Source organism: Flavitalea plasmicola (assembly GCF_030546645.1).
GTDB lineage: Bacteria > Bacteroidota > Bacteroidia > Chitinophagales > Chitinophagaceae > Puia.
The window spans coordinates 729,502-742,670 of sequence record NZ_JAUOTO010000004.1; the positions used below are offsets into that span (position 1 = coordinate 729,502).

The window sequence follows — 13,169 nt, forward strand, 5'->3', positions numbered from 1 at the left end:
TTTGTAAAAAAATGTAAAAACATTCGTTTTTTAACGATTTTTTTTAAAGATTTGTGGTGTCCATTAGGACAAGTCCGTAATCCATACCTAAGAAAACAGACCCTATGAGCTCAAGAACCCACCCGTTTCGGGTAGTCGCGATGCTGGTACTGCTGATGGCAGGCTTCCAGGGAACAGGTCTATCGCAGAACTGCCGTGAACTGAAGGCCACTTACACAGCGGCGGAATCACGATGTACGGCTACAGGTTCGCTTAAAGTGACTCCCTCCGGCGGCTCCGGTACCTACAATTACAAGATGGCCGGTCCGACAACGGTAGATTACACCTCCTCAAATATTATTACAGGCTTACAACCGGGAACCTACACATTGACCGTCAGGGATATTGTTACGAATTGCGAGACCACCTTAACCAATGTTGTTATTCCCGGAACGTATGTGCAACCCAAATTTGGACTTACGCAGACGGATGTCACGTGTAACAATGGTACAGACGGGACTATTACGGTCACCGGCGTGCTGAATGGCCGTACGCCTTTTGTATACAAGATCGTGGCGCCTTCGCCTTCGGGGGTAGGAACCACTAATAGCACCGGAAGCTTTTCCGGTCTTACGCCGGGCACTTACTCCGTTCAGATGACGGACAGCTGCGGCAGCATCCAGACACGAACGGTAAGCATACAAAATTATACCTGGTCTATTTCTGCCGCCACTGTCACATTATCCAGCTGCCAGAACTATAATGCCCAGATCAGTCTCACTGACAGCAAGGGGAATACCAATGCTTCGGGAACGGCTTTCAATGGCTTTAAATACGGCGTGGTGCGCAGTCCCGGGGATACGGTGTGGTCCAACACCTCCTCGTTCCCTTTTGCGCTTGGCGATGCCCGGAACATACAGCTGATAGCAAAGGACAAGTGCGGACAGGTGCAATCCAAGAGCTGGAGGAATACGGTGATCCCATCGGTGGATGCCAACGTCGTTATTTCGGGGCAAAATTGTACTACCTATACGGCTTCCATCACGGGACAGACGAATTTGAACAGTCCCCAGTATTGCCTGGTGGATGCCAGCGGCAATCCTATTCCCGGTCAGGCTTGTAACACTACCGGGACGTTCAGCGGACTGGCGTATGACGGCTTCTATTGCATAAAAATAAAGAATGTCTGCTACGACACGACCTTCAGCCGGTGCTTTCAGCAGCCCAGGGCATACCCTGCTGTGGATGCCACCAGTTCGACCTCCAATTTCACGTGTACAACGTTCACGGCCACTGTCACGGGCAAGAAGAACCTGACCAATCCGCAGTACTGTCTATTGAATGCCAGTGGCGGTGCTGTGGCAGGGCAGCCTTGTAACGCGACGGGGGTATTCAACAATCTTCCATATGGCAGTTACAAGATAAGGGTGACGGACGGTTGTCTCGGCATCATCCGAATGGTAGATGTCAATGGCACCAAGCCGGTGCGGTCGGTGAGCAGTACGATCACGACCAACAATACCACTTGCAGCACTTTTACAGCTATCCTTGGGGGCGCCACGAACATGACGACCCCGCAATATTGCCTGTATGATAATGCGGGACAGAAAGTGGCGTGTAACTCGACAGGCGTATTCACCAACCTGCCTTATGGAAACTATTGTATAAAGGTCACTGACGCCTGTAACGACACGACCATTACCCGTTGTATCAATATGACCAAACCGGCTCCCAGCGGCGGCGGTCTCAATGTCAGCGCGTTGGGTTGTAATGGCTATACGGTAACGGTGTCAGGCCAGAAAAACATTTACAATGGGCAATATTGCCTGCTGGACGCGAATGGCAACCAGATAGCATGTAATACGACGGGCGTGTTTACCAATGTGCCTTATGGGAAAGTATGTGTGAAGGTGACCGACGGGTGTACGAATGGCGTATTCACCAATTGTATTACTACGGCCGCACCTGTGCCTTCCGTAGGGCCTGTAACAGTGAACAACCTGAGCTGCAGCACTTTCAAAGCCACTGTTACCAATCAGCAAAATCTATATACGCCCCAGTACTGTCTGTTCAACCAGCAGGGCAACCAGGTGGGCGCCTGTAACAGTACAGGTGTGTTTACGGTCACGGGGTACGGCAGCTATACGATCAAAACGACGGATGGCTGTACGGGTAAGGTCTTTACTTCTCCTTTCAATGCGCCCAAACCAGTAGCATACGTGGATGCGGCACTGACGTTCAGCAAGCAGACCTGTAGTTCGTTCACGGCGACAGTCACGGGGCAGACCAATCTTGCCGGTGCGCTGTATGTCCTGAAGGATAATGCGGGAACGGCGATCGCCAGCAATTCCACCGGCGTATTCAATACGATCAGCTATGGGTCCTACTGTATTTTCATCACCAATGCGTGTGGAGATACCACCATTCAAAGATGTTTTACGCAGGCGCCTATCGCCATAGATGCAAATGCAACAGCGACACCTTCCTGTACGGTGGATTCGACGGATATCGCCATCAAGGTGATGGCAGGCACCGGCCCTTACCAGGTGAATGTCTATGACTCAGCCTTTCATCTGCTGGAAACCGCCAGCTTCAGCGGTACGACGACCTCCATTACGGGTCTGTCATCGCTGGGCGCAGCCCTGAAATATAAAGTAGTTGTTTCGGGTCTCTGCGGGCGTCCGGATACTATTACTGTTGCCGCCAAACCGAGCGATGTGACCTTTTCCTATGCGGTCACGCCCCAATGTCCTTCCAGCCTCAAGGCGGATGGCTCGGGCAACCTGGTCGTTACGGCAACCAGCAATCTTTCCAATCTGAATGTGACCATTACGCAGAAGGATTTTGCACCGGCTGCCATCAGCTATTCCTTTAAATCCGGCAGCAGCTATACTTTCAGCAACCTTGATGCGGCCACTTATGTCCTGACCTACACTTTCTCAGGCTGTACCACTTTTGTCAATGACACCATGGTCATTCCGAAATATGCATTCCCGAGTCTTGCGAAATCGTCCGCTTATCAGTGTGACAACAGCAGCTTTAGTGTAGGGGCTTCAGTTTCAGGCGGCATTGCACCTTATAAGTATGAGATCATCGCCAGCAGTCCTTCGACCCCCAGCGTCGTAGCGCCTCCGCAGAGCAGCCCGATCTTCAATATCAATAACAATACGAAGTACAACCTGATCCGCCTGCGGGCTGTCGATGCCTGCGGAAACTCGGCCTTGAATGACGTCAGTATCCTGCCGCTGGCCAATACCATCGTCACCGCTTCTTCCGACTGTATCAACCAGGCTACCACTTTGTCAACAGACGCGCTTCCCAATGCCACCTACACCTGGTACAAGAAGTCAAAAACGGGGGACAGCGTCCAGGTGGCTTCCGGCGCGCCGACTTATGCTATTGCGAATGTACGATATGCCGATACCGGGCTATATGTGGCTAAGACTTCCGTTAATTCAGGATGTCTTACCAAGATATCTTACTTCAGGCTTACCGGGACGTGCGGGACCATTTTGCCAACCAGTATTGTTCTTGAAGGCAGGCAGCAGTCTGGCGGCAACCAGCTGAGCTGGACGGTGCCGGTGGCCAGCGGCATCAGGAGCTTCGAGCTGCAGCGTACCAATGATGTCAATGCGGTGTACATGCCCGTCGGTCATATACCTGCGCGCGTTTCACAGGCTGACGATACCTATAGTTTTATGGATCACGTCCCCGGGCCGGGCAACAATCTGTACCGTCTGCATATCCTGTATAATGGCGGCGGAGAGAGTTATACGAATGTCGTATCACTGGGAGAAGGAAGTGGTCCCCTGGTGTCTGCTTATCCAAACCCGGTCGATAAGCTGCTGAACATCAGAATTCAGGGAGAGTCGAGCCATAGTTATACGGTGGCGCTCTACAATGTGGTGGGGCAACCCATCTTTACCCGGCAGGTGAACGGTGCGGCCGGCCTATTGCAATATCACCGGGATGGGGCCGTACCGAAAGGCATTTATATCCTGAAAGTGCTGAATACGACGATGGGAGCGAACAATACCTATAAGATACAATTCAAATAAGCTATTAACACCTGTTCATGAATGAGCGCCGGGCTTGCCCGGCGCTTCTATTTTAAGCTTCTATTTTAAGATTGTATGGCAACGATCGGCACATGGCTATGATAGGCCAGCTGTGTGGTATTCGTCGTCTTGAAGATATTCGATAAAAAGGAATGTTTTCTGGGGAAAGTGAGGATCAGGTCGATCTTATTGTCCAGCACGAACTGGTTGATGGCTTCCATAAAGTCGAAGAGCCTGATGAAATAGAACTCAGGCTGATAATCTTTCAGCATGGTCTCCAGCTTGCCTCTTTCCGTCTTGTATTCTTCCGTCACCTGGACATAATGTTCATGGTCCACATTGACGATGTGCAGGCGGGGCCTGAACAGGTCAAGAACGGACTTCACGGTATCCAGGGGAATGGTATTTTCGATGTCTTTGAAGTCTGTGAGCAGCATGACATTCTTGGCCGACTCCGAAGTTGCATGGGGCGGGACGATGATGACGGGCGCGATACCCCTTTTGACGAGATTGAGGGTATTGCTGCCCATGAAGATCTGGCCCAGGCGGGTGGAGCCCGTGATCCCCATGACGATGAGCTGTATATTGTTCTTTAGTACATATTTCTCCAGGGTGTCCAGGAAACGATTGCTTTCCTCGGCCACGAGGGAGATGCGGGCGCTCGTGATGGCGGTGATCTCTCTTTTCACGCTCTCCAGCGCCAGCTCCATGATCTTATGCCGGCCTGCGTCTTCCTCTTCGTCGGTGCCAAGGGGACTGCTGTCAGAACCGTATTCCAGGGAGTCAAAAACATTATAGAGGATCAGATGTGCGTCCGGGACCAGCGTAGAGATATGCGCCGCGTACCGGGCTGCGTTCCTGGAAGTTTCGGAAAAATCGACGGGGACAAGAAAATTATTCATATGTAGATGGTTTGTGCTTTAGCCATGGCGAAAGCCCGGTAAATATATAAAATTCCTGCTTTTACAGTTTAGGATTTAGTATAAATACTCCCCAAAATTGTTATTCACCACTTTTCAACAGGGTAAAGGAGAATTAAGACTTTTAGTGTAGGTTTGCCGTCTGCCTAAATGGGAAAAGTGTTCTCCCGCGGGCAATTGGTTACCTCAAATAAATAATAGAATTGTGCGATTAAAGAGCCTGGAAATTAAAGGATTTAAAAGTTTTGCCGACAAGACTGTCGTTAGTTTTGACGAAGGCATCACGGGCATCATCGGCCCCAATGGCTGCGGAAAGAGCAATATCATCGACAGCATCCGGTGGGTCATCGGAGAGCAGAAGATCAGCCATCTTCGCTCCGAGAACCTGGAAAGCCTGGTTTTCAACGGCAGCAAGACCCGGTCGGCTTCCGGACTGGCCGAGGTGAGCCTTACTTTTGAGAATACCAAGAACCTCCTCCCTACAGAATTCAATACAGTGACTGTCACCCGCAAATTCTACAAGAGCGGGGAAAGCGAGTATCGTTTGAATGATGTTTCCTGCCGTCTGAAGGACATTCAGAACCTTTTTATGGATACGGGCGTCAGCACGGACAGCTATGCTATCATCGAGCTGGGAATGGTGGACGATATCATCAAGGACAAGGAGAACAGCCGTCGTCGTATGCTTGAACAGGCTGCCGGCGTCACTATTTACAAGACCCGGAAAAAAGAGGCGCGTTCGAAGCTGGACGCCACCGAGCAGGACCTTGCCCGTATCGAGGACCTGCTGTTCGAAATAAACAACCAGCTGAAAAGCCTGGAGAACCAGGCCAAAAAAGCGGAAAAATATTACGAGATCAAGAAGGAGTACCGCGAGCTGAGCATCGAGCTGGCAAAAGCGGCACTGGAAGGATTCAACCTGACTTATCGCGAGCTGAACGAGCAAGCGGACAGCGAGACGGATAAAAAGGTGCGGCTGGAAGCGATCATTGCGCAGGAGGAGGCCGGTATCGAGCAGGAGAAGGTAGGCTTTATCGAAAAGGAGAGGGCCCTCCAATCCATGCAGCACGAGTTCAACGATCTCGTCCAGCACCTGCGTACCAAAGAAAACGAAAAGAACCTCTCTTCCCAGCGCCTTAACTTCCTGAAGGAAAAGGAGAGCAGTCTCCAGGAATTCCTTCTGAAAGGAGAGGGTCAGCTAAAAGGCCTTGATGAAAGCATCGTATTCACCCGTCAGCAGGTGGGAGAGGAAGAGAATAAGCTGTCCGGTCTCCAGGAGCAGCTGGAATCTTTGAAGGACTCCGTCGATGAGACCCGTCAGGTATTCGATGAAAAGCGTGTTGGTGTGGACGCACTTCGCAGGGAAAATGCGCAGATCCAGCGGGACCAGTTCGAGGCGGAGAAAAAAGTCGCAGTGGCGGACACTTCCATACAGAACCTGCAACGCAGCATCCGTCAGCTGGAGGAGGAAAGAATGGTGCGGGACAGTCAGCTGAAACAGCTGGAAGAGGAGCGGCTGATGAAGGAGCAGGACCTGGAATCCAGGCAGTCCGACCTCAGGCAGCTGCAGGATCATCATGAAAGGACCAAAGAGAATATCCTTCAGGCTCAAGGGCAGCTGGAGCATCTGCGGCAGCGGCTGGCTGATGAAGGACGTAAGCTGGACTCCAGGAAGAATGAACATGACTTGTTAAAGAGTCTCATCGACTCGATGGAGGGATATCCGGAAAGCATAAAATTTCTGCATAAAAACCCGGCCTGGAATCATGGGGCGCCCATTCTTTCCGATATCATTTATGTAAAAGAAGAGTTCAGGGCCGCTGTGGAAAATGTGCTGGAGCCTTACCTGAACTATTATGTAGTGAATAATCTCCAGGAAGGTATGGAGGCGGTACACCTGCTGGACGAGAAGAAAAAGGGTAAGGCCAACTTCTTTCTGCTGGATAAGATAGCCAGCCAGCCTCCTGTCGAAAGCCATCAGGCGGCGGGCATGATCCCTGCGATGAATGTCATCGAAGTAGATGAGAGCCACCGTAAGCTGGCCGAACACCTGCTGGGCAATGTATACATTGCGGAAAGCGATGAAGCGTTGACGAACAGCAATGGTTCCGTCGTCCTGGAAAAAACCGGTAAATATGTAAAGGGCAAATACTCTCTCACGGGCGGCAGCGTTGGTCTGTTCGAAGGGAAAAAGATCGGCCGTGCCAAAAACCTGGCAAAATTGAACGAGGAGGTTCGCAGCCTGGAATCCGTGGTAAACGACCTGAAGACCGCCATCCAGGAAAAGCATAACGAGGTCATCAGCTTTAACGAGCAATTGAAGGAACAGGCAATCCGTCAGACACAGGAAGATATCAACAGGCTCACGAACTTTGTCTTCTCCTTGCAGAACAAGGTGGAAAACCTGCATGCGCAGCAGCATACCTCCCTCAACAGGTTGGAAGAGCTGCAGCTGAGCCTTGAAGAGACGATTGCCGGCATCGAAGACACCCGTAATGCATGGGCGGAGCTGGTAAAGGTGGTAAACGAGCTGAAAGAAAAATCGCAGCTGGCTGAAGAGGAATACAGGAGCGCCGAGATAGCTTACAACAGCGCATCCGCGGGGTACAACGAGTTCAATTTGCAGGTGACGCGCCAGCATAGCCGTATCAATGCATTGAAGCAGGAGCTGGAGTTCAAGAGCAATCAGCTGGATACCCTGCGTAACCAGCTGGAGGTGAATTCCAGTCAGCTGAAGCAAACCCTGGAAAGCATTGCGGAAAGTGAAGAGCTGCTGAGCATTGCCGAGTCCGGCCTCCTGGAGCTAATGCGCAAGAAGGAAGAAGACGAAAAAATACTCAACGAGGCCGACCAGGCTTATTATAACATTCGCAATGCCCTGAGTGAAAAAGAAAGCGAGCTGCGCCATAAGGTCAAAGAGCGTGAGCAACTGGAACACTCGCTGAGTGAGATAAAGGACCGCCTGAATGAGTTGAAGCTGCAACTGGCGGGGATGAAGGAACGATTGAATGTGGAGTTCAGGATCAACCTGGACGACATCATCGATCAACCCCGGACGGGGGATGTCCCGGTGCAGGATCTCCAGGAGAAAGCGGATAAGATGAAGAAGCGGCTGGAGAACCTGGGAGAGGTGAACCCTACTGCCATCGAGGCTTTCCAGGAAATGAAAAAACGGTATGAGTTCATCCTGGAGCAGAAGAATGACCTGGTGACGGCGAAGGACAGCCTGCTGCAGACCATCCAGGAAGTGGAAGCTACCGCCAACCAGCAGTTCCTGGACACTTTCAACAAGGTGCGGGAAAATTTCCAGCGGGTATTCAAGTCGCTGTTCACGGAAGAAGATACGGCCGACATGGTGTTGGAAAATCCTGAGAACCTGGCTGAGACGGGTATCGATATTATCGCCAAGCCGAAAGGCAAACGGCCTTCTTCCATCAGCCAGCTCAGCGGCGGGGAGAAGACGCTCACGGCCACAGCGCTGCTATTCTCCATATATCTTATCAAGCCGGCGCCCTTTTGTATCCTGGATGAGGTGGATGCTCCGCTGGACGATGCCAATGTCGGCAAGTTCACCAATATGATCCGTCAGTTCAGCGAGAACTCCCAGTTCATCATTGTTACACATAATAAAATGACCATGAGCACTGTGGACGTCATATATGGGGTGACGATGCAGGAGCCGGGCGTCAGCAAGCTGGTGCCTGTGGATTTCAGAGGTTTGAACTAATATGCGAACGATCTTATTGCTATTTGCGTCTAATGTCTTTATGACGATTGCCTGGTATTGGCATTTGAATCATAAGGAACTGGCTTTGTGGAAGGCGATCCTTATCAGTTGGGCGATTGCCTTCTTTGAATATTGTCTCACTGTTCCGGCTAATCGCTGGGGATCGATCAATGGATTTAGCGCTTTTCAGCTGAAGATCACGCAGGAGGTGATCACGCTGATCGTGTTTTCTTTCTTCGCCGTGTTATATTTAAAGGAGCCGTTCCACTGGAAATACCTGCTGGCATTCGGATTCCTGCTGGCGGCGGTGTGGATCGTGTTTAAGAAATAGATCACAGCACCAGCCTGGCCACCCGACCACCTCCCCCTGCCAGGAATACTGTCTTTCCTTTTTTCGCCCTACTGCAGACATGAAAGCTGCCGGGATCGATGAGCTCCCAGTTGAGGCCTCCATCCGTGGAGATATCCACTCCGGAAGTACCACAGGTGATGAGCTTGTCTTTATCGAAGTATTCCACGCAGCTGCGATAGCCATGGGGTGGGGTAGCAGGCGCGATCCAGGTGCGGCCTGCGTCGTGGGTAAGGACGCAATTCTTTTCGCGGGATGTATCATGTGTGAAGTCTCCTCCGACGACGATGAGGTTATCTTTATCCTGTACGGCGATTGAGTTCGCTCCGGTGGAGGCGGTTCCCTGTATGATGGGCAGGTCGATCCCCTGGCCGTCTTTAAACAGGCGGCTGCGAAGGCCTCCGCTGATGAAATAACGGTTTCCTTTCACTAAGCGTATATTGGTGCCGCTGGAAGCGAAGCAGGCTTCTCCTGAGTCGGCTGCAATGGATCTTTGTGAGGATCGCATGCTCCAGGAATTGCCTCCGTCTGTGGTATTGACTATGAAAAAATTTCCTTTAATCGGATCGCCGATCACAATGCCGTGCCGGGAATCCATAAATTCCATCGCATCCAGGAACATGCCCGGAGTGGTATTGTTATACACCTGTTTCCAGGTCTTGCCACCGTCTGTGGTTTTCAGGATGCTGGCCGGCTCGGCAATGGCCATGATGATGGCTGTGTTTTCGTCGAAAGCTTCGATGTCCCTGAAGTCTCTTTTTTCATAGCCCGGAACGATGATCCAATCCCAACTGCTCCCGCCGTCGACAGACCTGCCTACGGCGCCGTTGCTGCCGCTTACCCAGACAATGCGGTCGCTCACGACACTCAATCCCCGAAAAGAGCTTTGTGTCCCACTGGTGAGCAGTTCGATCTTTTGGGCGTGCGTGGATGGTAAAGGCGTTATAAAGAGATATATTGCGAGGGAAAATAATGTACGCATAGTATTATTCTGATTGGTGCCGGAAAAATAGCACAATATTGGTATTCTTAACAGGTATGGTGAAAGGAATCGTCTTTTTCTGCGCTTGTCTGATCTCGTTTAGTCTTTGTGCCCAGAACCCGTCAGGGTCGATCCTGCCCGCGGATAGCGCGATGAAGTATAAGGATACTTCGGGACAGCGGGATATCATCGGTGTTATACTCGATTTCACGCATTGGCATTTCAAGCGGACTCCCGAAGTGGAGGGCAAAAGGGTTTATTATTCCCTGTTGCCACTGGGAACCTCCGTACCCGGGGGTGGTACCGCCCTGATCACGGCTACCACGGCGGGTTTTTACCTGGGGCCCCGCAAGACGACCTATCTTTCCAACGTAACTTTTTCACCCAGTACGAATTTTCAGGGGCAGTGGAACATCCCTTTCCATGCAAATATCTGGTCGCCCAACAACAGCTGGAACTACAACGGGGACCTGCGTCTTACCATTTATCCGCAATACACGTGGGGCCCGGGGGGCAACCGGCCGGACAGCGATAAAATGTTGATCCGCTATACTTATATCCGATTTTACCAGAATGCCCTGAAAAAGATCAAGCCTTATATGTTTGTGGGCGTCGGCTACAGCCTGGACTACCATATCAATATCCGGGAAGAAAGTGACACCGCCAGTCTCCAAAAATTCACAGGCTATCACTACGGGACGGGAAGCCATAGTAACTCTTTTTCCTCTGGCTTGACTTTCAACGTATTATATGACACGAGAAACAACCCCATCAATCCGCTGCCGGGGTGGTACTGGAATGCTGTCTACCGGGTGAACCCAAAATTCCTGGGGAGTGATGATTTCTGGCAGTCCATCTACCTGGATGCCCGCAAATACATTCCATTCAGTAAGACAAGACAGAATATGCTGGCTATCTGGAGCTATTTCTGGACCTCACTGGGCAATAAGACCCCTTACCTGGACCTGCCGGCCATCGGTCAGGATCCGTACCAGAAATCCGGCCGGGGGATCTATCCCGGGCATTACACAGGGCAAACGCTGTATTATCTCGAAGCAGAATACCGGCGGGACCTTACCCGTGACGGGTTGTTGGGGTTTGTCGTCTTTTCCAATGTCAATGCGGTGACGGAGCCTACAACCGACCGCTTCTCTTATCTGCATCCGGCTGCCGGCGCGGGCCTGCGGGTGAAATTCAACAAGCATTCAGGAACGAATATAACCCTGGATATAGCAACCAGCAAAGGACGTACAGCATTTTATATGGGATTGGGCGAAGCGTTTTGATCGCGTAATTTCTTACCCAAATTGTGGAATAGGCGTCGCTCGCGCGCTATACAGAAACATTATTTTTTTGCCAATAGTCCTTCTTTTGTCATATTTTTTACTATGGCAGCGCTGTAATCTTTTCCCATGGATCCGGCAGAGGAAGGATTGGTGGATTGCGACTGGACGGAATACAGGAGCTTTTTGCTATTGACGTCGTAGAGGTTGCTTTCCCAGAAGTAATGCGTATCCACTGAAATATAACCGGGATTATATATTCTGCCATAGTTGTAGGTGTAATAGCCCCAGAACGGAGAGTAGGGGTACATGGCTCCGGGCTGGAAGTTCCGTTCACGGGCTTTATCCAGGAGCGTGATGGTGAAAACTTCGTCGATGCCGCTGTTGCGCAGCTGGCCCAGGACGGCTTCTTCCTCTTTATTACTGAACATTTTAGGGCCGTACAGTGTGTAGGCGCTGACGGCGTTGTATCCTTTTGCTTTAAGGGCGTCCACCAGGTAGCCTTCCATCTGCATGCGGAGGCGGATGTCTTTCTCGCGGATGATGCCAAGAACAAGGATCTTGTTACCGGGCGCCAGGTTAGCGGCGTTGCTGCCTTTCCAGGAGGAAGTTACTTTGCTGTTGGAGCAGGAACCGAGGAAGAGGAGCAATACCGAAGCAACTGCAAGCATTTTCATATTGATACCTTTTATATAAAAAGGTACGCAGATTTCGGGCCTGGGGTTGTTATTGGGATGTTAGTGTTCTTTACGCGATCGTAATATCCTTATCCAGGTATACATCCTGTATGGACTGGATCATTTCCACGCCTTCCTTGAATGGGCGCTGAAAAGCTTTACGTCCCAGGATGAGTCCCATTCCGCCGGCACGCTTGTTCACAACGGCTGTAAACACTGCATCGGTGAGATCGGAAGCGCCTTTGCTTTCTCCGCCGCTGTTGATGAGTCCTACGCGGCCGTTGTAACAATTCACTACCTGGTAGCGGGTGAGATCGATGGGATGGTCCGTGGTCAGTTTAGAATACACCAGTGGGGAGATCTTGCCGTGTTTGGTAGCCAGGTAACCGCCGTTGTTGGTAGGCAGCTTTTGTTTGATGATGTCGGCCTGGATGGTGACACCCAGGTGATTGGCTTGTCCTGTGAGGTCGGCTGAAGTATGATAATCTACGCCGTCCACTTTGAAGCCGGCGTTGCGGGTGTAGCACCATAGGATAGTGGCCATGCCCAGCTCATGCGCCAGCTCGAATGCTTCGGAGACTTCCTGCAGCTGGCGGGTGCTTTCCGCGCTGCCCCAATAAATAGTAGCGCCGACGGATACGGCGCCCATGTTCCAGGCGTCCTTTACTTTTCCGAACATAGTTTGGTCATACCGGTTAGGCAGGCTTAGGAATTCATTGTGATTGATCTTTACGACAAAGGGTATGCGATGAGCATATTTGCGGCTCATGATGCCCAGGACGCCGAAGGTGGAGGCGACGGCATTGCAGCCTGCTTCCACTGCCAGCCGGATAATATTTTCAGGATCGAAGTACATGGGATTGGGGGCAAAGGATGCGCCGGCACTGTGTTCGATGCCCTGGTCAACCGGAAAAATAGAAAGGTAGCCGGTGTCGGCGAGCCTGCCGTGCCCGATGAGGGTTTGCAGGCTTCTCAGGACCTGGTTGCTGCGATTGGAATTGGTCCATATTTCTTCCACATGGCGGGGCGAAGGGAATGCGCTGAGTGTGGACTTGTCGATGATGGGCTTGTGGTCCAGCAGGGAGGCGGCTTTGTCGCCCAGTATGTCGAGGATTTTTTTAGATGCCATGGCTTTGATTTTAATTGTTACATTTTGATTACTTTTAGTCCGACCGGAGTGGCAATTTAAATGAA

8 protein-coding genes are annotated in these 13,169 nt (G+C 51.3%); 4 read left to right on the forward strand and 4 right to left on the reverse strand.

The window, feature by feature from the left end; translation table 11 throughout:
• Positions 1-104: 104 nt before the first annotated feature.
• Positions 105-4,037, forward strand: a complete 3,933-nt coding sequence (locus tag Q4E93_RS17165) for a T9SS type A sorting domain-containing protein (RefSeq protein WP_303587264.1) — start codon at positions 105-107, stop codon at positions 4,035-4,037.
• Between the two features lie 65 nt (positions 4,038-4,102).
• On the opposite strand, the gene Q4E93_RS17170 is transcribed toward Q4E93_RS17165, so the two are convergent.
• Positions 4,103-4,939 (reverse strand): universal stress protein, encoded by an 837-nt coding sequence (locus Q4E93_RS17170; protein WP_303587266.1) that lies wholly within the window; start codon positions 4,937-4,939, stop codon positions 4,103-4,105.
• A gap of 223 nt (positions 4,940-5,162) precedes the next feature.
• On the opposite strand from Q4E93_RS17170, the gene smc reads away from it, so the two are divergent.
• Together smc and Q4E93_RS17180 are read left to right on the forward strand one after the other, a co-directional pair.
• Positions 5,163-8,684 carry a chromosome segregation protein SMC gene (gene smc / locus Q4E93_RS17175; RefSeq protein ID WP_303587268.1) on the forward strand — a complete coding sequence of 1,174 codons (3,522 nt, stop codon included), beginning with the start codon at positions 5,163-5,165 and terminating at the stop codon, positions 8,682-8,684.
• A gap of 1 nt (position 8,685) precedes the next feature.
• Entirely contained in the window at positions 8,686-9,015 is a 330-nt protein-coding gene (locus Q4E93_RS17180) for a DMT family protein (protein WP_303587270.1), read from the forward strand.
• A gap of 1 nt (position 9,016) precedes the next feature.
• Here the strand turns inward: Q4E93_RS17180 and Q4E93_RS17185 are convergent, their stop codons facing one another.
• Positions 9,017-10,015, reverse strand: a complete 999-nt coding sequence (locus tag Q4E93_RS17185) for a YCF48-related protein (RefSeq protein ID WP_303587272.1) — start codon at positions 10,013-10,015, stop codon at positions 9,017-9,019.
• A gap of 56 nt (positions 10,016-10,071) precedes the next feature.
• Here Q4E93_RS17185 and Q4E93_RS17190 point away from each other — a divergent pair, with 56 nt between their 5' ends.
• Positions 10,072-11,301: a BamA/TamA family outer membrane protein gene (locus Q4E93_RS17190; RefSeq protein ID WP_303587274.1), complete on the forward strand. Its 1,230-nt coding sequence runs from the start codon at positions 10,072-10,074 to the stop codon at positions 11,299-11,301.
• Positions 11,302-11,360: 59 nt separating this feature from the next.
• On the opposite strand, the gene Q4E93_RS17195 is transcribed toward Q4E93_RS17190, so the two are convergent.
• Both Q4E93_RS17195 and Q4E93_RS17200 read right to left on the reverse strand, forming a co-directional pair.
• Positions 11,361-11,975: a hypothetical protein gene (locus tag Q4E93_RS17195; RefSeq protein WP_303587276.1), complete on the reverse strand. Its 615-nt coding sequence runs from the start codon at positions 11,973-11,975 to the stop codon at positions 11,361-11,363.
• A gap of 70 nt (positions 11,976-12,045) precedes the next feature.
• Complete coding sequence (locus Q4E93_RS17200) at positions 12,046-13,104, reverse strand: class I fructose-bisphosphate aldolase (protein WP_303587277.1); 1,059 nt, start codon at positions 13,102-13,104, stop codon at positions 12,046-12,048.
• Positions 13,105-13,169 lie beyond the last annotated feature (65 nt).